Source organism: Paracoccus halophilus (assembly GCF_000763905.1).
GTDB lineage: Bacteria > Pseudomonadota > Alphaproteobacteria > Rhodobacterales > Rhodobacteraceae > Paracoccus > Paracoccus halophilus.
The window spans coordinates 22472-41686 of record NZ_JRKN01000021.1 but is presented as its reverse complement, the minus strand read 5'-3'; the positions used below and the strand labels follow the sequence as shown (position 1 = coordinate 41686).

Annotated in this window: 18 protein-coding genes; 2 read left to right on the top strand and 16 right to left on the bottom strand. The window is 61.6% G+C overall.

The annotated features are described in order from the left end of the window. Window position 1: 1 nt before the first annotated feature. The 11 genes from trbK-alt to IT41_RS13750 form a co-directional block, all read right to left on the bottom strand. Window positions 2-289, bottom strand: a complete 288-nt coding sequence (gene trbK-alt, locus IT41_RS13800) for a putative entry exclusion protein TrbK-alt (RefSeq protein ID WP_036742407.1) — start codon at window positions 287-289, stop codon at window positions 2-4. A 20-nt stretch (window positions 290-309) separates the two neighbouring features. Beyond that, window positions 310-1092: a P-type conjugative transfer protein TrbJ gene (gene trbJ / locus IT41_RS13795; RefSeq protein WP_036742405.1), complete on the bottom strand. Its 783-nt coding sequence runs from the start codon at window positions 1090-1092 to the stop codon at window positions 310-312. After that, window positions 1089-3596, bottom strand: coding sequence for a conjugal transfer protein TrbE (gene trbE / locus IT41_RS13790; protein WP_036742402.1), 2508 nt, complete (start codon window positions 3594-3596; stop codon window positions 1089-1091). The genes trbJ and trbE overlap by 4 nt, the downstream gene beginning before the upstream one ends. A gap of 10 nt (window positions 3597-3606) precedes the next feature. Continuing rightward, window positions 3607-3888: a VirB3 family type IV secretion system protein gene (locus IT41_RS13785; protein ID WP_036742400.1), complete on the bottom strand. Its 282-nt coding sequence runs from the start codon at window positions 3886-3888 to the stop codon at window positions 3607-3609. Continuing rightward, window positions 3888-4220: a TrbC/VirB2 family type IV secretion system protein gene (locus IT41_RS13780; RefSeq protein WP_036742398.1), complete on the bottom strand. Its 333-nt coding sequence runs from the start codon at window positions 4218-4220 to the stop codon at window positions 3888-3890. Before IT41_RS13780 ends, IT41_RS13785 begins: the two co-directional genes overlap by 1 nt. Further along, window positions 4217-5149: a P-type conjugative transfer ATPase TrbB gene (gene trbB, locus IT41_RS13775; RefSeq protein ID WP_425320056.1), complete on the bottom strand. Its 933-nt coding sequence runs from the start codon at window positions 5147-5149 to the stop codon at window positions 4217-4219. The genes IT41_RS13780 and trbB overlap by 4 nt, the downstream gene beginning before the upstream one ends. A 194-nt stretch (window positions 5150-5343) precedes the next feature. Then, window positions 5344-5835 (bottom strand): ribbon-helix-helix domain-containing protein, encoded by a 492-nt coding sequence (locus tag IT41_RS13770; RefSeq protein ID WP_425320055.1) that lies wholly within the window; start codon window positions 5833-5835, stop codon window positions 5344-5346. After that, window positions 5816-7804, bottom strand: a complete 1989-nt coding sequence (locus tag IT41_RS13765; RefSeq protein ID WP_036742391.1) for a conjugal transfer protein TraG — start codon at window positions 7802-7804, stop codon at window positions 5816-5818. The genes IT41_RS13770 and IT41_RS13765 overlap by 20 nt, the downstream gene beginning before the upstream one ends. Before the next feature lie 164 nt (window positions 7805-7968). Continuing rightward, window positions 7969-8901: a LysR family transcriptional regulator gene (locus tag IT41_RS13760; protein WP_036742387.1), complete on the bottom strand. Its 933-nt coding sequence runs from the start codon at window positions 8899-8901 to the stop codon at window positions 7969-7971. Between the two features lie 42 nt (window positions 8902-8943). Next, entirely contained in the window at window positions 8944-9618 is a 675-nt protein-coding gene (locus tag IT41_RS13755) for an NADPH-dependent F420 reductase (protein WP_036742384.1), read from the bottom strand. A gap of 37 nt (window positions 9619-9655) precedes the next feature. Continuing rightward, window positions 9656-11179: an MFS transporter gene (locus IT41_RS13750; RefSeq protein ID WP_175496431.1), complete on the bottom strand. Its 1524-nt coding sequence runs from the start codon at window positions 11177-11179 to the stop codon at window positions 9656-9658. A gap of 173 nt (window positions 11180-11352) precedes the next feature. Here IT41_RS13750 and IT41_RS13745 point away from each other — a divergent pair, with 173 nt between their 5' ends. Then, window positions 11353-12231: a LysR family transcriptional regulator gene (locus IT41_RS13745; protein ID WP_036742379.1), complete on the top strand. Its 879-nt coding sequence runs from the start codon at window positions 11353-11355 to the stop codon at window positions 12229-12231. A 23-nt stretch (window positions 12232-12254) separates the two neighbouring features. On the opposite strand, the gene IT41_RS13740 is transcribed toward IT41_RS13745, so the two are convergent. Together IT41_RS13740 and IT41_RS13735 are read right to left on the bottom strand one after the other, a co-directional pair. Then, window positions 12255-13199 (bottom strand): LysR family transcriptional regulator, encoded by a 945-nt coding sequence (locus IT41_RS13740; protein WP_036742376.1) that lies wholly within the window; start codon window positions 13197-13199, stop codon window positions 12255-12257. A gap of 27 nt (window positions 13200-13226) precedes the next feature. Beyond that, window positions 13227-14726 carry an MFS transporter gene (locus tag IT41_RS13735; RefSeq protein WP_036742476.1) on the bottom strand — a complete coding sequence of 500 codons (1500 nt, stop codon included), beginning with the start codon at window positions 14724-14726 and terminating at the stop codon, window positions 13227-13229. 129 nt (window positions 14727-14855) lie between these two features. Here IT41_RS13735 and IT41_RS13730 point away from each other — a divergent pair, with 129 nt between their 5' ends. After that, entirely contained in the window at window positions 14856-15752 is an 897-nt protein-coding gene (locus tag IT41_RS13730) for a LysR family transcriptional regulator (protein ID WP_197055999.1), read from the top strand. Between the two features lie 25 nt (window positions 15753-15777). Here the strand turns inward: IT41_RS13730 and IT41_RS21345 are convergent, their stop codons facing one another. The 3 genes from IT41_RS21345 to IT41_RS13715 all read right to left on the bottom strand — a co-directional run bounded on the left by IT41_RS21345 (window position 15778) and on the right by IT41_RS13715 (window position 19214). Next, window positions 15778-17010, bottom strand: a complete 1233-nt coding sequence (locus tag IT41_RS21345; RefSeq protein WP_081967567.1) for a DUF3363 domain-containing protein — start codon at window positions 17008-17010, stop codon at window positions 15778-15780. Between the two features lie 1153 nt (window positions 17011-18163). Beyond that, a complete protein-coding gene (locus tag IT41_RS13720; RefSeq protein ID WP_036742472.1) occupies window positions 18164-18874 on the bottom strand; it encodes a lytic transglycosylase domain-containing protein in 711 nt (236 codons plus the stop codon). Window positions 18875-18878: 4 nt separating this feature from the next. Then, on the bottom strand, window positions 18879-19214 hold the full coding sequence (locus tag IT41_RS13715) for a DUF736 domain-containing protein (protein WP_036742371.1): 336 nt from the start codon (window positions 19212-19214) through the stop codon (window positions 18879-18881). Between the last annotated feature and the right edge of the window lies 1 nt (window position 19215).

The window sequence follows — 19215 nt, the reverse complement described above, 5'->3', positions numbered from 1 at the left end:
TTCATTGTCCCCCGTTCTGATGCGGAGCGGCGGGCACAGGCGTCCGGCCGAGAAAGCGGTCGCGGTTTTCGGCCCAGGTGGCGAGGCATCCGGGATCATTCACGGCGGCCTCGCCTAACTGCTGGCAAAGGCGCAGGCTCTGGCGCAGCGGATCGGCAGAGAGCTGTAGCGATGGAGCCGGTCGGTTCTGCGCCGGCTCATCTTCGCGGGTCATTTCGATCACCGTGGCAGTGATGGCGATAGCCACGAATATGATCGCGCCCAGCCGGGCCAACATCTTGCCGTCCATGTCGCGCCCCTCCTGTCCGGTCAGTTGTTGCCGTTGCTCAACATCCGGGCATTGCCGGGCTGGTAGCCCGATCCCGGCGTCAGGAAGCGCTCGCGCTGGACACGGCCCTGCTCGGCTGCGGTGGCACGCTCAGCCTCGATCAGGGCTTCGGAGCGGCCATTGGCCGACATCAGCGCGATCAGGTCAGAGAGCTGCTGAGACTGGAGAGCGAGAAGCTGATTGCCCGCCTGTGTGGCCTGCAAGGCGCCGGTGGCGTTCTGGCTCTGGCCGACTAGAGCGGACATCTCGGCGCGGTTGGTGTCGATATTGCCGACAACACCTGCCTGCACGCGCATGGCATCTTGCAAGCCGCCCACGGTGTTCTGCCAGCGCGAACGGGCATCGGTGACGAGCTGAGCGTCGGTCGCAGACAGCGATACATTGCCGTATTGCTGTTGGAACATCTGATCGACGTTCTGAACGTCAAAAGCGATGTTCTGCGCCTGGGCGAGGAGTTGCTGCGTGCGCTGGACGTTCTGCTGCAAGGTCTGGAGCGAGGAATATGGCAGGCTGGCGAGGTTCTTCGCCTGATTGATGAGCATCTGCGCTTCGTTCTGAAGCGAAGTGATCTGGTGATTGATCTGCTCAAGCGTGCGCGTGGCCGTGAGCAGATTCTGCGCGTAGTTGGTCGGATCATAGACGATGCGGCCAAAGCCAAAGGCTTGAGCCGGGCTTGTCAGGATTGGTGACAATGCAACCGGCATGGCGAGGGGCAACGCCAGCATGGACGCACTGGCAAAACGGGCAATGGGGATACGGATCATGGCAAGGTCTCCTCTTCCTGGATGTCGTCGGGGTGGAATGGATCTGGCCTGACCGGCTGAGCCGACTCGGGCCGTTCGGCAAGATTGGTGAGTTCGGGGATCAGCTCGGCCGCCCATTCGACACCGCGCTCGCGCAACCAGGCGGCCAGAAACCCGTCCCGCCCATGCTCGGCGACGAGATCGGCGATGCGGGTCTGATCGGATTTGGATGACGCGGCGCAGAGCGCGAGGCCGACTTCGGAGAGGCCGAGCTCAAACAGGCGATTGCCGCGGCGCGACTGGCAGTAATAGTCCCGCTTGGGCGTTGCCCGTGCGAGGATCTCAATCTGGCGATCATTCAGGCCGAAGCGGCGGTAAATCGCGGTGATCTGCGGCTCGATGGCGCGTTCGTTCGGCAGGAGCAGCCGTGTCGGGCAGCTTTCGATGATGGCCGGCGCGATGTTGCTGCCGTCAATGTCGGACAGGCTTTGTGTGGCGAAGATGACCGATGCGTTTTTCTTGCGCAGCGTCTTCAGCCATTCGCGGAGCTGGTTTGCGAAGCCTTCATCATCCAGCGCCAGCCAACCCTCGTCGATGATAAGCAGGGTTGGCCGTCCATCGAGCCGGTCGCCGATCCGATGAAACAGATAGGCCAGCACAGCGGGCGCGGCACCCGTGCCGACCAGTCCCTCGATCTCGAAGGCTTGCACATCGGCGTGGCCGAGGTGTTCGGCCTCGGCATCGAGCAACCGGCCATAGGCGCCGCCGATGCAATAGGGTCGGAGCGCCTGCTTCAAGTCATTGGATTGCAAGAGGACAGCAAGGCCGGTGATGGTGCGCTCGCTGACGGGTGCGGATGCGAGCGAGGTCAGCGCTGTCCAGATATGCTCTTTCACCTCCGGCGTGATGGTCGTGCCTTCACGCATCAGGATCGCAGCGATCCAGTCAGCGGCCCATGACCGCTCATAAGCATCATCAATTCGCGCGAGTGGTTGCAGGGAGACGGAAACCTCCGATCCCTCGGTCAACCCGCCGCCAAGGTCATGCCAGTCGCCGCCCATGGCGAGCGCGGATGCCCGGATCGATCCTCCGAAATCGAAGGCGAAGATCTGGCTGCCTTCATAGCGGCGGAATTGCAGCGCCATCAGCGCCAGCAGCACGGACTTGCCCGCGCCGGTCGGGCCGACGACGAGGGTATGGCCGACATCGCCGACATGAAGGGAAAGCCGGAACGGCGTCGAACCTTCGGTCTTGCCATATAGCAAGGGGGGCGCTCCGAGGTGTTCGTTCCGTTCCGGCCCCGCCCACACGGCCGATAACGGGATCATATGGGCAAGGTTGAGCGTCGAGATTGGGGGCTGCCGGACATTGGCGTAGGCATGTCCGGGGATCGAGCCCAGCCAGGCATCGACAGCATTGACAGTTTCCGACATGGCCGTGAAATCACGGCCCTGAATGATCTTCTCGACCAGACGCAACTTCTCGTCGGCGATACGGGGATCATTGTCCCAGACGGTGACGGTCGCTGTGACATAGGCCATGCCGGCGACGTCAGCGCCGAGTTCCTGCAAGGCCATGTCAGCATCGAGCGCCTTGTTGGACGCATCGGTGTCCACCAGCGCCGATTGCTCGTTGGTCATCACCTCCTTGAGGATCGCAGCAATGGATTTGCGCTTGGCGAACCACTGGCGGCGGATTTTGGTCAGCAGCTTCGTCGCATCCGTCTTGTCCATCAGGATGGCGCGGGTGGACCAACGATACGGAAATGCGAGCCGGTTCATCTCGTCGAGCAGACCCGGCGTGGTGGCTGTCGGAAAGCCGATGATCGTGAGGACGCGCAGATGTTGCTCGCCAAGGCGTGGCTCCAGCCCGCCTGTCAGCGGCTGGTCGGCAAGCAGCACATCTAGATGCATCGGCACCTCCGGCACGCGAACGCGGTGCCGGTTGGTCGAGATGGCGGAATGAAGATACGTCAGCGTGCCGGGGTCATCGAGCCAGCGGCATTCCGGCATGAAGCCGTCGAGCAGCGCCAATACGCGGTCAGTGCGATCGATGAAGCCGCGCAGAAGTTCATGCGGATTGACGCCGGATTGCTCACGACCTTCATAAAGCCAGGCCTCAGTGCGTGCGGCGTCTTCCGCAGGCGGCAGCCAGAGGAAGGTCAGGAAATAGCCCGACACGAAATGGGTGCCGGCTTCCTCAAACCCGGCCTTGCGTTCGGCATCGACCAAAGCGGACGCCGGATCTGGAAAACGGCTGTCTGGATAGGTCGCGGCCTCGCTCCGCTGCGCCTCAACAAAAATCGACCAGCCAGACCCAAGACGGCGCACAGCGTTGTTGATGCGACCGGCGACCGCGACCAGTTCAGCAGCGACAGCAGAATCCAGATCCGGCCCACGAAACTTCGCCGTCCGTTGGAAGCTGCCGTCCTTGTTCAGGACGACTCCGGGGCTGACCAGGGCTGCCCAAGGCAGATAGTCGGAAAGCCGGGCGGAGGTACGGCGATATTCGCTGAGGTTCATCATAGCCGCGTCCTCACACTGACAAATGACCGGGGATGCGCAGATGCCTGCGGCCGACCTCGACAAAGAGCGGATCTCGCTTAGCCGCCCATACCGCGAGGAAGTGTCCGACCGCCCAGATAGCGAGGCCGACCAGCCACAGGCGAAGGCCGAGGCCGACGGCCCCGGCCAACGTTCCGTTCAGAATGGCGATGGAGCGCGGTGCGCCGCCGAGCAGGATATGCTCGGTCAGCGCCCGGTGGACCGGGACGGAAAAACCCGGCACCGCGTCGAGCTGTTCAAGGTTGCCCGCCATCAGATGAGCGCCCCGCCGCCGAACGAGAAGAACGACAGGAAGAAGGAACTGGCGGCGAAGGCGATGCTGAGGCCGAACACGATCTGGATCAGCTTGCGGAAGCCACCGCCCGTGTCACCGAAAGCCAGCGCCAGGCCTGTCGAGATAATCACGATGACGGCGATGATCTTGGCGACGGGCCCCTCAATCGACTGGAGAATGCTCTGAAGCGGCGCTTCCCACGGCATGGACGAGCCGGATGCGTGTGCGGCAGGCGCCAGCATCAGGCTGATGTATACAGTGGCAGCCGCAGTTGTCATGAGACGGCAGCTGCGCGAAATCGTTCGGATCATGAAGGCTCTCCTTTCGTGGTGGTAGCGGGGGTAATGGCGTAGTCACCGTCCGGGCCCAGCCCATCGACGCGGGCGAGTTCAACCAGCCGGCGCGACGATCCGCGCCCGGCAAGGACAGCGACAAGGTTGATGGTCTCGGCGATCAGCGCGCGCGGGACAGTGATGACAGCTTCCTGAATGAGCTGTTCGAGGCGACGGAGCGCGCCGATGCCGGTGCCGGCATGGATGGTGCCGATGCCGCCGGGGTGTCCGGTTCCCCACGCTTTGAGCAGGTCGAGGGCTTCGGAGCCGCGCACCTCGCCGATGGGAATACGGTCGGGGCGAAGGCGCAGCGACGAGCGGACAAGATCGGAAAGCGTCGCGACGCCATCTTTGGTCCGCATGGCCACGAGATTGGGCGCGGCACATTGCAGCTCGCGCGTATCTTCAATGATGACCACGCGATCCGAGGTTTTCGCCACTTCGGCCAGCAGCGCGTTGGTCAGCGTGGTTTTGCCGGTGGACGTGCCGCCTGCCACAAGGATGTTGGCGCGCGTGGCGACGTTCAGGCGCAGCACTTCTGCCTGAATACTGGTCATGATCCCGGCGGTCACATAGTCATCGAGCGTAAACACCGCGACGGCGGGCTTGCGGATGGCGAAGGCGGGCGCGGCGACAACGGGCGGCAATAGCCCTTCGAACCGTTCACCAGTTTCGGGAAGCTCTGCCGAAACGCGTGGATTGCGGGCATGAACCTCCGCCCCGACATGATGGGCCACGAGACGCACGATCCGCTCGCCATCGGCGGCGGACAGAATTTCCCCCGTATCGGCCAAGCCCTCGGACAGCCGGTCGACCCAGATACGGCCATCCGGGTTCAGCATCACCTCGACCACACCGGGATCTTCCAGAAACCGGGCAATGGATGCCCCAAGCGCGGTGCGTAGCATCCGCGCACCACGGGCAATCGTTTCCGGCTTCTGAATTGATGCGGTCATAGTGGCCCCGTTCATTACGGGGCGCGCAAAAGACGGACCCCGGATCGGGGTCGATTAAAAGAACCTGATCTTGGACTGTTTCAACAGATGTTTACGCGCGTGCGGCCATCGGCGGAGCCTGGCGGTGAATAGGACCGGTTGCAATCCTAGACCCCATCTCCGTCACCTTCGGTTTTACTACCCAACGGGGTGTCGTTTAGCGCAGCCATATCGTGGGATATTTCTTTGAGGAACCTGTCACCAGTGGCGAGGCGCTTACCAAGTGACTGCATGAACGCCTCAAAACGCTCATTTCCTTTGATACGCGCAGATTGCTTTGCGCTGTCCGGCAACGGCGGCGTGAGGGTCAGCCAGAATTGTACGAATAGCGAAAGGGTTTCGCCCAGAACGGCGATATCCTCGTTCAGTATGTCGAACTGACGGCCTAGCTTGTCTAGGCGGCGCGACATGGCGGCTTCCAGCCGCTCAGTCGTATCGCCGGACATGAAGGATGCTACCGCAGCCTCGATCACTGCGGACTTCGAGACATTGCGGCGCAAAGCCAAGGCTTCCACCTGTTTCAGCAGAGCGGGGTCGAAATAGACATTCATACGGGTGCGCGTCATCATGGGCGCCCTTTCAAAGTTCAATGCCGTCATCGGGATTCATCGACGCCTGCCGGGCAATCATCCGCATCCGCGATCGGAGAGCACGGGCCTTGGCGGCATCAACGTCCGGCTCATCATCCAGAAAATCGAACTCCTGCGATGGTGGCGGAGGTGGCGGGATGATTTCCTCATGCTCAGGTAGTTCAGGTTCGCGCCGGATACCGGCATTGGCCGGATCGTCATCGGATGTATCTGAGGCAGAGACATTGCCGGTCGCAGCCGCGACAATGCGGCTCGTCCAGTCATCTGGCGCCGATGTACTAATTTTCACCGACTGCCTGCGCAGATCGGGCGGCGACATCACCCGTTCCTGAAACCGCGCATCAGCATAGTAACGTGCCTTGGCAGCACGGATCGGCGGCACGCCCGCCACCATGACGATCTCGTCGGAGGGCGGGAGCTGCATGATTTCCCCGGGTGTCAGCAGCGGCCGCGCCGTTTCCTGCCGGGAAACCATCAAATGCCCCAGCCATGGCGCGAGGCGATGGCCGGCATAATTCGTGGAATCTCGCATTTCTGTCGCCGTGCCGAGCGCGTCGCTGATCCGCTTGGCGGTGCGTTCATCGTTGGCAGCAAAGGCCACGCGCACATGACAGTTGTCGAGAATGGCGTTGTTCTGCCCATAGGCTCGTTCAATTTGGTTGAGAGACTGCGCAATCAGGAACGCTTTGAGGCCGTAGCCGGCCATGAAGGCGAGTGCCGATTCAAAGAAATCCAGCCGCCCGAGCGCGGGAAACTCATCCAGCATCAACAGCAGTCGATGCCGCTTGCCGGAGGTTTCCAGTTCCTCGGTCAGCCGCCGCCCGACCTGGTTGAGGATCAGGCGGATCAGCGGCTTGGTGCGGTTGATGTCCGAGGGTGGCACGACGAGATAGAGGCTGACCGGTTCCTTCGCACCGACCAGATCGGCGATGCGCCAGTCGCAGCGTTCAGTCACGCGGGCCACAACCGGATCTCGGTAAAGACCAAGAAACGACATGGCGGTCGAAAGCACGCCGGAGCGTTCGTTGTCGGATTTGTTCAACAGTTCCCGCGCAGACGAAGCAATGACGGGATGCACACCGGCTTCGCCCAGATGCGGCGTGTCCATCATCGCGCGTAAGGTCGCCTCGACCGGACGGCGTGGATCGGACAGGAAATTGGCGACACCCGCCAGTGTCTTTTCTTTCTCGGCGTAGAGAACATGCAGAATCGCGCCGACCAGCAGGCTGTGGCTGGTCTTTTCCCAATGGTTACGTTTGTCGAGACTGCCCTCGGGATCAACGAGAATGTCCGCGATGTTCTGCACATCACGGACTTCCCATTCACCTTGCCGTACTTCCAGAAGCGGATTGTAAGCTGCCGACTGCACATTGGTCGGATCGAACAGAAGGGCGCGGCCATAATTGGCCCTGAAGCCTGCGGTCAGGTTCCAGTTCTCGCCCTTGATGTCATGTACGATGCAGCTCCCCGGCCACGTCAGCAGCGTTGGCACTACAAGGCCGACACCCTTTCCGGATCGGGTTGGCGCGAAGCACAGAACATGCTCGGGGCCGTCATGGCGCAGATAATCCTTGCTATTCCGTCCCAACACCACGCCATCAGGACCAAGCAATCCGGCAGCATGGATTTCCTTATCCTCGGCCCATCGCGCCGAGCCATAGGTGGCGACATTGCGAGCCTCCCGTGCCCGGATGATTGACATGAGAAAGGCGGCAGCTATGGCAAGAACTGCGCCGGACGTGGCGATGATCGCACCTTCTGTAAAGATGCCGGGCGCATAGGCGTCGTAGGAGAACCACCACCAGAAGAAGGCGGGCGGATGGTAAAAAGGCCAGCCGGCTAGCTCGAACCAGGGATCGCCGAGCTGGGGCTGGAAGCCGAGCCGGAAAGCCACCCATTGCGTCGCGGCCCAGACCATCACCACGACGATGGTGAACACGACAATGATCTGGCCCCAGAGTATTCGCCCTCCACGCATATAGACTCCAATCGGCAAAAATGTCGGAGCCGATCAGAGAATGGGCGTTTCTGCGAGGTGCAACAGGTATCACGAGGCCGGAGGGCTGCCGGATAGCAACGGCGGCAAATAGGATGGTTACGATGGTGCTTAGTGATCGTCGCGGGCGTGCAGGACTATACGGATTAGAGTGACCGCCTCATCTCGTCGGCAAGATTGAGCAGGTTTCGGAGGGCGGTGCTTCGGTTGAATGGCGACCACACGGCTGAGAACATAACAGGTTCTGGCTCGTCGCCGATTGGCAAGAAGCCCACGCCAGCCACGGGTGACAGGCTTGACGCTGCCCCAAGCAAAGTGACGCCGAAGCCTTGCCCCACCATGGAAAGCAGCGAAGCACGTTCGACACTGACGCGCAGGATCGACGGTGTCTGCCACCGACCCGATAACCGGATGAGGATATGGTCGTGAACCTGCGGTCCGGGACCACCGGGCCGGACTAAAAAGGTCTCATCGGCCAGTTCGGCCCAAGTGATGCGTTCCCGCGCGGCAAGCGGATTTCGATCCGACATAGCCACAACAAGCGGCTCAGTCCAAATTCGCCGGGAGTGGCAATCGGGCGGGTTAGGAGTACCAACCACGAATGCGATGTCGAGTTGATCGGCGCGCAATTGGGCGATCGCCTCCCGCGCCGTGCTTTCAGCGATATCGATCTCCACGCCGGGATAAGCATCGCGGAATCGACCGATCAGCTTGGCAAGGAAACTATGAGGGATCAGACCGTGGACGCCTATGCGCAGGCGACCGCGCTCTCCTAGGGCCGTCATGCCGGCAGACTTCACAGCATGGTCGAGGTGATCGACGCCGGCTGATACCCGTTCAACAAAGAGGCGTCCGGCTTCAGTGAGCCGAACGCCTCTTGTGTTGCGCTCGAACAGGAGGATGCCAAGGTCTTCCTCCAACGCCTTGATGCGTGCGCTGACGCTCGACTGGCTGACGCCGAGCGCATTGGCGGCGCGGTAGAAGCTGAGATGTTCGGCGACGGCCAGCATTTGAATGAGCGATGCAAGGGGAATCCGCGAGCCAAGTGCGATCGGCACTCCACGTTGACGGTCGATCATCGGAGCTGATCGTCGCCGCCGCATCGCTCACCCTCCGCTCGATTAGGCCCGGATGCCGCGATCAAACCGCCAGTTGCCATCTGGCACGAAGCTGTCGCGCGTGGTCGCGGCCAGTCGTTCCTCAAGCCTGACCCTGTCGAGCGGAATGCAATAGACCGGCCTGCGGCGCTCGAAGCGCCATCCATCGGCCAAGCCTCCCGCATTGACGGAATCGTAGCCGATCTGGTCGAGGACCGTGGCAACGGCCGCTTTCGCATCGGCATCATCCCCGGCTATCGGAAGCGCGCGACGATCCTTCGCGCCGGTCGGGCGGGCATCGGAAACCACATCCTCCACCAGAATAGAATTGAGCGCTTTCACCACCTTGGCTCCCGGAAGAAGCCTTGCCAGCACCTCGGCGGTCGTAAGCGCGCCGCTGTCCAACTCCTGCACCGGGCCGAAATGCGGGAAGTAGTTCTGCGGGTTAAGCACTATCTTTCCTGTCAGCGGCGCAGCCGGAATGGCCGCTGACATTTGCAGATGGATCGCCGCGACGATCATGTCCCCGAATGCGGCAACGTCATTCACGGTCCCGACCTCACAACCGATCTGCTGGCCGACGTGCGGGATCGTTTCCGGCCCTCTGGAATTGCTCAACATGACATCATGGCCTGCCCTCGTTGCCAGCAATCCCACGGCCTGCGCCATTCTGCCCGCGCCAATGATGCCGATTTTCATCTCTATTTCCTTCCATGTTTCTGACGTTCATCTAAGTTCAGCCCGGTAAGGTTTCCGCCTGCATCGTCTTCTTCCCTCCAAAAACAAGGAAGCTTATCAACGCGAGGGTCCACGCCGAAATGGCACCATAGAGCGTGACCCAGCCGATACCGTGCGCCAGTGCATCGCGCGCGACAGTGATGGGGAAACCGTGGCTTTCAGCGCCGGCAAGGTTGCCCGCCGATACAGCCTCTGCCAGCCCGCGGAGCGTGACTTCGGTCGGGAGTTGCGGGAGGGCTTCAGCGAGATGGGCATAGACGCCGCTCAAAAGGATCAGTCCCATGATCGCGATATTGACCGACAGCGAAATGAACCGTGCGCTCATGTCCATGCCGGACGCCATACCGGCCCGCTCCTGCGGCACCGCCGCAGTCGCCGTGTTGGTAACGGGCGTATTGGTTAGGCCGAGGCCGATCCCGGCAATGATGCAGCCGGGAAGCAGCGTCATCCAATTCGCATTATCGCTGGCGGTGACAAGATGCAGAAGGGCAAAGCCCGCGCCAATGGTGAAGAGACCAAGAGGAATGACCATTCCGGGGCCACGACGCAGAAGCAGCCGCTCCGCGAGCGGCGGAACCATGATCGTTGGCACGGTGTAGGCAAGCACAGTCAGCCCCGCTGCAATGGCATCGTAGTCCAGCACGGCTTGCAGATAGATGGGCAGATAGATCACAAACGGCCAGAAGCTGAAATTCATACCGCTGGAACCGAGCAACGCGCCTGAAAGCCTGCGAATACGCAAGGCGGAGAAGTCGAACATGGGACGCGCAATACGGTTCTCGACAATGACGAACAGGATAAGGCTCGCGATGCTAATCGTCAGGGTCACCAACGCCACCGGACTTGTCAGCCCCAGCTCCTGCCCCTGCGTAATCAGGTAGACGATACCGAAGACCGCAATCGACAGCGTGATCATGCCTGCGAGGTCGATCCGTGTCGCTTGCGGGTCGGAAGATTCCTCGATGCCCTTCTGAGCAAAGAAAACTGTCGCGGCCGCGATGACGACGTGGATCAGGAACACCCATTCCCAGCTTGCCAGCGTGATGATCGCGCCACCGACGATCGGGCCGAATCCGAGGCCTATCCCGAAGATGACGCCCCACCAGCCGAACGCCTTGCCGCGTTCCGCTCCCTCGCGAAACTGGTGCGATAGCACCGCAACTTGACAGGCGAGCATGGCTGCTGCGCTGAGACCCTGTAGAAAGCGTGCCGCGATCAGCAGCGGTGCGCTGGTCGCCAGCCCGCAGATAAGGGACGCGATCCCGAAGACCACCACGCCCGACATGAAAATGCGCTTGCGACCGAAGCGATCCCCCAATGCGCCCATTGCCATCAGCACCGCGCACATGGCGATGGTGTAGGCGTTCATGATCCATTGCAGTCGCCGGAAATCAGCCGGGAGAACGCTTTCCAGCGTCGGCAGGATTGAGGGGATGCTGGTTATTTCCAGTCCAAGCATGAGCGCCGAAAGACATACGGCGACAAGCGCGAAACTGTTCTTGGATGAGGAAGTTGGATTCATATCTGGGCCTTGCTGTTACTTGCAGCGCAAGGCGCCTCATCACCTACGGCGATATGCGTTACTCGGCTCACCCTGCGCGCGACGATACGGTTCGCTTGCAGAATTGCCGTCAATATGCTCATTTGGCAATCGTATGGCAGGGCATTTCAGTGACAACAAAAATGGATAGATAGATGAGCGTGCTTGAGGTTGATGCCGTCCGAGCCTTTGTAATGATCGCCGACCTTCAGAGCTTTACCCGCGCTGCCGAGGCCCTTGGCTCGACGCAGGGTGCAGTGAGCGTAAAACTGAAGCGGCTGGAAGACAGACTAGGCAAAAAGCTGATCGAACGAACTCCAAGACAGGTGCGGCTCTCTGCGCAGGGCGAAACCTTCCTGCCGCCCGCACGGGAGTTCCTGGCAGCTCATGAACGTGCCCTTGCTGCCCTCGCGGCGGAAAGACGCCGTTTCCGTCTGGGGATCGCGGCTCACATCATGGGGCCGGAGGTTCCGACATTACTGGCGAAACTCAAATCGCTCGATCCCTGCCTGGCGGTCGAAGTACTCGTCGATAACTCTCGGGCACTTCTGGATGCCTATGAGGAAGGAACGCTCGACGCTGTGATCGTGCGCAGTGACGACGACAGGCGGGATGGCGAAGTGCTTGGACCAGAGCATTTCGGCTGGTTCGCGTCGCCGGATTTCGAGCATCACGCCGGCGAGCCGTTGCGGATCGCAAGCCATCCTTCGTGTTGCACGGTTCGGGAAGTGGCGACACGTTTGCTCGACACCGCTTCAATTCCGTGGACCGAGGTATTCGTTGGCGGTACCTCGGCGGTGACGGCAGCATTGTCGGCAGGTCTTGCGGTCGCTGCGTTCCCCTGTCGGTTGGCTACTCCCGATATGATCGAGGTCAGTCAGATGCTCCACCTGCCACCAATTCCGTCACTGTCCATCGTTCTGCACTCATCTCTGACCGACCCCAAGACGCGCGAAACATTGCGCGCGATTACGGCCACGTTCAGCGAGCATCGGAGGAACAGCAACAAGCAAATCAGCTTCGTCTCCGCGTAGGGGTTGGAACTATGCCCGTTTCATCAGATCGACAAATCGCGTGACCTATTCATCTTGCCTGCTAGCGCGAGCAGGCTGCGAAGCGCGGCGTTACGGTTGGACGGCGACCAAACAGCCGAGAATGTGATCGGCTCCGGCTCGTCGGCGAACGGCAGGAAGACGACGCCGGACGTTGGCAGCAGCGTCGTGGCCGCGCCGACGATAGTAACGCCGAAGCCCTGTCCGACCATGGACAACAGGGTGCCGCGCCCCACGTCGAAGCGCAGGATCGACGGCGCAGGCCAGCGCCCGGCATGGCGCAGCACGATATGATCGTGGACTTGCGGTCCAGTGCCACCATAGCGGACAAGCAAGGTCTCGCCGGCCAAATCACCCCATGTGATTGCCGATTGACCGGCAAGGCAATGCTGTTCCGGCAGCACCGCCACCAGCGGTTCGGTCCAGATCGGGCGGGTATGACAGTCAGGCAATTCAAGCTTGCCGACGACGAAAGCCACGTCCAGCCGGTCGGCTCGAAGCTGCATCACCGCATCGCGAGCCGTGCCTTCGGTCATCTCGACCTCAATGCCGGGATGGTCTTCCCGGTATTGCGCGATCAGATCGGCAAGGAAGCTACCGGGGATCAGGGCATGGATGCCGATGCGCAGGCGACCCCATTTCCCTGCCGCCGTCATGCTTGCGGTCTTCACCGCATGGTCGAGCTGATCGACACCTGCCGCTATTCGCTCGACGAAATGGCGTCCGGCCTCGGTCAGCCGGACGCCCCGTGCATGGCGCTCAAAGAGGAGAATACCAAGGTTTTCTTCCAGCCCCTTTACACGTGCGCTGACGCTGGATTGCGCCACGCCGAGCGCGTTGGCGGCGTGACGGAAGTTCAGGTATTCAGCAACGGCGAGTGTCTGGATGAGCGACGCTAGGGGGATGCGCGACCCGAGTGCAGTCGGCACTCCCCATTGGCGATCATTCATCGGTGCAGAACGCCGCCGTCGCATATGCTATCCGCGCTCCTGCGTTGCCTTCGTAGCAGCTGCGGGGCGGATGAGCAGGAAAGCGAGCATAGCCGCCACTGCCGCTAACGCAGCCGCCGACAATGACAGACCGGAGATTGCCGACGCGAGTGTTGCCGTTGCGGCGTCCGTGGCACGCACCGCATCGTCGCCGAGCGCGAAAGCTGCCGCTGTCACATCGCCGGAGGCGATCCGCTCGACAAAGGAGCGGTCGTATTGCGCGAGGCCACGCGTGAGGTCGGCGCTAAAGATTGCCCCGAGCCCGGCGATGCCGATACCGAAACCGAGCTGGCGCATTGTGTTGTTGATGCCGGATGCCATGCCGCTGCGTTCCGGCGCGACCACGCTGATAGCGACGTTCGATAGTTCCCCATTGATAAGACCCGCGCCGATGCCGGTGGCTATCATCCCCGCGTAGAGGGCCGTCGCACCGTATTGATCGACGAGGCTCAACAGGATGCCGCCTCCGGCAATGACGAGCAGCCCAAACGGCAAGAACTGCTTCGGCGAGATGACTGCCGCCATCCGCGCACTGACCGGCCCCATAACCAGTAGCGGCACAGCCATGACCACCAGCGCCAATCCGGTTTGCGACGGGCTGTAGCCGAGGACGCCCTGAATGTAGATCGGCAGATAGACCAACAAGGTGAAGAACGCGGCAGCAATCGCCACGGCGACGATGGATGCTCCGGTAAAAGTCGGGTTGGCGAACAACGACAGGTCAAACATCGGGCGCGTCTGGCGAAGTTGCACGCGGATGAAGATCGCTAGCAGAACAGCCGAGACGACGAGAAGTGCGATAAGGGTGGGACTGGCCCAGCCGAGATTGTTACCTTCGATCAAGGCATACATCAGCAGCATGAACATGCTGGTGAAGCTGCCAAGGCCGATCCAGTCGATTACGCCCGACTGCGGATCGCGCGATTCCTCCGCACTCCAATGACTCAACCAGAGCAGTGGGAGGCAGACCGGCAGGTTGACGAAGAAAATCCAACGCCAGCCGAGATTGTCGGTGAGCAATCCGCCGACGAGCGGACCGAGCGCCGACCCCGCACCGACCACCACGCCCCATATTGCGAAGGCCCGAACACGCTCCTTGCCGTGGAACACCTGAACCAGAAGCGCGAGGCCCGCACTCAACATGAAGGCTGATCCGGTGCCGGCAATGGCACGGCCACCGATCAGCAGAAACGGATCGTTCGCGATGCCGCAGACAAGCGAGGCGACAATGAACATCCATAAGCCGACGATGAATATGCGCTTGCGCCCAAAGCGGTCGGCCAGCGCACCGCCGGTCAGTACCAACGCGGCGAAGGTCAGCACGTAGGCATTCAGCACCCATTGCAGCTCTGCGAAGCTCGCCCCGGTCGCACGCTGGATTTGCGGCAGGGAAACAGTGACAACCGTTGTCGCCAACGGTTCGAGAAAGCTGGCGATGCAGACGGCCAGCAACAGCCAGTATCGGCGGTCATGAATGGAGGTGGTCATCAGGTCTCTTTCGGATTCAGACATAATCCAATCGAACTTATTGGGGAATTGCAGATACATTAAGTGATGATAATTCCCTTCATTGGGGATCAATAGTGTGCAATAATGCGACGCATGAATATTGATCGAATGGGCGACATCATCGCATTCGTCCGCACTGCGGATGCGCGCAGCTTCACGGTGGCGGCTGAACAGCTTGGCCTATCGCGCTCGGCCGTGGGCAAGCGTATCGTGCGGCTGGAAGAACGCTTGGGTTTACGGCTCCTGCATCGCACGACGCGCAGCGTCAGCCTCTCGGACGAAGGCGCGGCCTTCTACGAGCGATGCCAGCGCATTCTTGCCGATCTCGATGAAGCAGAAGCTGTGATGGCAACGCGCAAGGAGGAACCGCGCGGGAAGCTGCGGCTTGATGTGCCCGTGTCGTTCGGCCGGTTGCACGTCCTGCCAATCCTGCACCGCTTTATGGCAGAGTGGCCGGAGCTGGTGGTGAATGTTAGCTTCAACGACCGCTATGTCGATCTGATCGAGGAAGGTGTTGACCTCGCTATTAGGATCGGCGGAGCAGAGGACAGCCGCCTGATTGCACGGACACTCGCACCACATCGGCTCGTCACCTGCGCGACACCCGAGTATCTGAAGGCCTACGGAACACCCGTGAACCTGAACGATCTGGCGGACCATAGCTGCCTCGCCTTCATCCATGGTGGCCGACCAGCGGAATGGCGGTTCACACGCGATGGAGTGATACGTTCAGTTCCGGTCCATGGCCGCTTCTGCGCCGGCAATGCGGAGGCGTTACGCGACGGCGTACTGGCCGGCTATGGTATCGGCCAGCTTGCGACCTTCCTTGTCGGCGACGATCTTCGCGCTGGTCGGCTCGTTCCCGTGCTCCAAGAACACGCGACAACGGGCGAACCGATCAGGGCCGTCTATCCGTCGCCGCGTCACTTGTCGCCCAAGGTGCGACGCTTCATTGATCTGATTGCGGAAAATTGGTCACCGTCACCTGATTGGGATAAGAGATGAAGTCAAACGCATCGCTTAAGCGACCTTAAATTCCCAACCCGCGCTGCCGTCCCAACTGCCAGGACACCGATCCGCCCTGCACGACGCCCATGACCTCGCGGCCGAGTCGGCGGTCGATGACCGGTCGCCACGGGATAAGGGTGAACTCGTGGGACTTCTCCACGATGGCGAACTTGCCGCTCGATAGCTGCACTGTGCCGGTGAACTTGCCGCTGACGGGCTCGCCGTCGTTCGCTCCACGGAACGGCAATCCCTTGCTCTCAGCCATCTCCGCGCCAACACGGGCAACCTCGCGCTCGCGCAGAGTGGCGAGCAGATTGCGCCGATAGAAGACGCGGCCATTCTGCTGGCGGCTAGCGTCGCCCTGTTCGATATGATGGTCGCGGCGTTGATCCATGGCCTCGCGCACCTGCTGACCGAATCCGGCCGGCGCGAGATCCGATGCGTCGTTGGCGAGCATCCTCTGGTCAAGCCAGGTCGCGCCGTCCGAACCGATCTGCTTTTCCAGATCGAAGGTCGACAGGATTCGAACGCTGGCCTGACGATTACGGCCGGCATCATAGGCGGCGGCGCGGCTCTCGAAATCTTCAGGGAGACGCCATTGGTCTGCGTCGATGCGCTCGACAATCCCGGCCCGGCGCAGCGCCTCCAGTCGCCGGACATGGGCATCAACATACCCTTCGTAATCGCCTCCCGGCACACGTCCCTCGAACTTCGCCTGCTCCAGATGACGGCTCGGGCGATAGATGCCATCCTCGGCGATGGCTGCAATGGTCCGATCGGATGGACGCTGCGTGGGGTCGGCCGGGCCGATTTCGATGACGCTGCCGATCCGGGCATCCTCGACACGGGTGGGGTCGATACCCGGAACGTGATGCGTCCGGCCGTCGATGCCGTCCACCACGAGCGTCAGGTTCTCGCCCATCTCGTCAGTGAGATATTTGTCCACGACGCGACCGGTGATGGGCGCCACGGGTGCGGTATCGTGAAGCTGGAAGGTCATCGGATCACGTTCCTGCCCATCGGCCTTCAGCACCTTATGCATGTTGCGGATGATGTCACCGCGCTCACCCAGCTCGCGCAAGGTTGGTTCCATCCTCGCGCTCATTTCCCAGACGCCTGGCGCGTGCTGGCTGGCAAGGCCCATCTTCTCCAGCTTGGCGAGACGGCGCAGGCGAAGCGTCCGGTTGAACTGCCCCCGCGCGGCTGCCGGCTCATGGCGCAGGTCGAGGAACCGCTCATTGGCTTCCTCGGTCATCGCCCGGTCGAGGCGGGTGAAGCGATCCTGATCGACTTCGGCCGACAGCTTGCGGCTCTGCTCGATCTCGGTGACGGGACCAAGCTCAAGCGTCGTCAGCTCGCCCGCGCGCTCGCGGATGCCGTTGGCAAGATAGTCGCCATTGATGACAAGGTTCTCGCCCAGGTCATCCTTGCCGCGCACGATGACATGCACATGGGGATGGCCGGTGTTGTAGTGGTTGACAGCGACCCAATCGAGCTTGGTGCCAAGATCGGCCTCGACCTGTTTCATGAGGTCGCGGGTATGCGCCGTCAAGTCCGTGAGGTCAGCCCCGTCCTCCGGTGAGACGATGAACCGAAACTGGTGGCGATCCTCCTTGCCGCGATCGAGGAAGGCGTCGCCATCGGCGCGATCCTCGTTGGCCGAATAGAGCTGGCCGCGTTCGCCGTCGCGCGATGTCCCGTCGCGCTGGATATAGCGCAGGTGGGCGGCGGCCTTGCCGTTCTTCCCGGCCTGCTGAACGTAGCGGGTCTTCACGACGACGCGGCGCATTCCAGACGTACTGTGACGCCAACCGCCCGACAGGGTTCGGGCGCGGACAACGGCCGCGCCACGGCCACGCTTGACGCCCGGACCTTTGCCCGCCCGCGATGCCTTCCCGCTCTTTCCGGCCGAACCAGATGAAGACGACGAGGATATCCGTGATACGAATGATGATGATCTGCCGGGGCTGTTGCTATGCTGACGCGCCAGCTTCTTCGCCTGCGTCAGAAAGCTCTTCGCCTTGCCCACCTTCGGCGCGTCGGATTTGATCCGACCTGGCCTGGGGCGAAAGCGGTTCTCGCCGTCGGCGCTCATGAGCGCATTCCATGCCGTTCAGGCACGCAAACGGCAGATATTCGGCTAGAGTGCCGATCAAAACCCAGTAAGGCCAAGGCTTTGCGCCATATCGCGGCACGCGAGACCCAAAAGCAGGGTGCCGTGCGCCGCGCCCCAAAACAGTGTGCAGACAAGGGCTTGCCGAGAAACCGACCCGACAGGGTGCCGGTTTCCTTTATCTTGCCCTCCGCCTTCCCTGCCCTTTTTGCCCTTACTGCCGTGAATGCAGCCAGGCGACCCCTTGCCTGACTGCACACCGGAAGCGAACCGAAGCAACGTGAAGAAGCCATGCTCATGGTGAATCTCCGTTGCTAGCACGGGCCACGAATATGCCGCCGTCCTGCGGCTCATGATCGACGGAAACGCGCATAGGAACGGTTGCGCGGACATCATTCGACGGCGGATTGGCCGCCGCCGAATTGCCGCTCGATTGCGCAACAAAAAGCGGAGCTTCGCGCCAATCCGGTGGTGGCGGCGGCACGATCGTCGGCACATCAGGCGCAGCCCCGTTGCCGAGAACAGGTGCGAGCGTGGCAACATAGGTGCGCGTTTCTGCGAGCAAAGTGCGGCCCGTCGCCAGATGTTCGTCATAGCGACCGGGACCCGCATTGTAGGCGGCAAGCATGGCTGCGACATTGCCATAGCGGTCCCACATCTCCCGCAGATACGCTGTACCTGCGAGGATGTTGTCGCGCGGATCGTAAGGATCGCGCCCGAGGCCATGGCGGCTGCGCAGGCCCGCCCAAGTACCGGGCATGACCTGCATCAGTCCCATTGCACCCGCCGACGAGATGGCCCGCACATCGCCCGCACTTTCCACACGCAGCACGGCTCGAATCCAGTGCTCCGGAATACCGAAACGCTGTGACGCCTCGGCAATGAAAGCAGCATGGGGATACGCGGGAACAGGCGCGAGGTGCGTCTCCACCTGCGCAATAGCTGAGGTCAATCCGCCGCCAGCCGACAGCAGGGCCGTGAAGAGAAGAAGAGTGCGGGATCGCATGATCTCAGTCCCGATCTTCACGGGGCCGCGGGCGGCTCCAGTGTAGCGACCATGACGAGCCTGCATCGGCGTCGCGGAACAGATTGGCGCGAATCGGCTGCGGCAAGGCGGGATCGTCGAGCAGCACCGAGAGATATTCGCCGGCCTTTTCGCCGGTGCGTTTCCATGCAGCGCCGACCTCGGGGCCGTCATCAGTACCGTGATGGACACGATAGTCCGGCGCATTTTCGGCGTCCGAATGCTCGGCTGGTAGGATGGTAAGCTCACGGAAGAGCGTGAGCGTGTGAACGCGCCCGGAAAAGCCCGTTTCATCACGCGTAAACAATCCGATCTGCGGCATG

Bases quoted from the DNA above. Each gene is read 5' to 3' on its own strand.
- trbK-alt (WP_036742407.1), bottom strand. From the start codon at position 289: ATGGACGGCAAGATGTTGGCCCGGCTGGGCGCGATCATATTCGTGGCT.
- trbJ (WP_036742405.1), bottom strand. From the start codon at position 1,092: ATGATCCGTATCCCCATTGCCCGTTTTGCCAGTGCGTCCATGCTGGCG.
- trbE (WP_036742402.1), bottom strand. From the start codon at position 3,596: ATGATGAACCTCAGCGAATATCGCCGTACCTCCGCCCGGCTTTCCGAC.
- IT41_RS13785 (WP_036742400.1), bottom strand. From the start codon at position 3,888: ATGGCGGGCAACCTTGAACAGCTCGACGCGGTGCCGGGTTTTTCCGTC.
- IT41_RS13780 (WP_036742398.1), bottom strand. From the start codon at position 4,220: ATGATCCGAACGATTTCGCGCAGCTGCCGTCTCATGACAACTGCGGCT.
- trbB (WP_425320056.1), bottom strand. From the start codon at position 5,149: ATGCTACGCACCGCGCTTGGGGCATCCATTGCCCGGTTTCTGGAAGAT.
- IT41_RS13770 (WP_425320055.1), bottom strand. From the start codon at position 5,835: ATGACGGCATTGAACTTTGAAAGGGCGCCCATGATGACGCGCACCCGT.
- IT41_RS13765 (WP_036742391.1), bottom strand. From the start codon at position 7,804: ATGCGTGGAGGGCGAATACTCTGGGGCCAGATCATTGTCGTGTTCACC.
- IT41_RS13760 (WP_036742387.1), bottom strand. From the start codon at position 8,901: ATGATCGACCGTCAACGTGGAGTGCCGATCGCACTTGGCTCGCGGATT.
- IT41_RS13755 (WP_036742384.1), bottom strand. From the start codon at position 9,618: ATGAAAATCGGCATCATTGGCGCGGGCAGAATGGCGCAGGCCGTGGGA.
- IT41_RS13750 (WP_175496431.1), bottom strand. From the start codon at position 11,179: ATGAATCCAACTTCCTCATCCAAGAACAGTTTCGCGCTTGTCGCCGTA.
- IT41_RS13745 (WP_036742379.1), top strand. From the start codon at position 11,353: ATGAGCGTGCTTGAGGTTGATGCCGTCCGAGCCTTTGTAATGATCGCC.
- IT41_RS13740 (WP_036742376.1), bottom strand. From the start codon at position 13,199: ATGAATGATCGCCAATGGGGAGTGCCGACTGCACTCGGGTCGCGCATC.
- IT41_RS13735 (WP_036742476.1), bottom strand. From the start codon at position 14,726: ATGACCACCTCCATTCATGACCGCCGATACTGGCTGTTGCTGGCCGTC.
- IT41_RS13730 (WP_197055999.1), top strand. From the start codon at position 14,856: ATGGGCGACATCATCGCATTCGTCCGCACTGCGGATGCGCGCAGCTTC.
- IT41_RS21345 (WP_081967567.1), bottom strand. From the start codon at position 17,010: ATGACCGAGGAAGCCAATGAGCGGTTCCTCGACCTGCGCCATGAGCCG.
- IT41_RS13720 (WP_036742472.1), bottom strand. From the start codon at position 18,874: ATGCGATCCCGCACTCTTCTTCTCTTCACGGCCCTGCTGTCGGCTGGC.
- IT41_RS13715 (WP_036742371.1), bottom strand. From the start codon at position 19,214: ATGCCGCAGATCGGATTGTTTACGCGTGATGAAACGGGCTTTTCCGGG.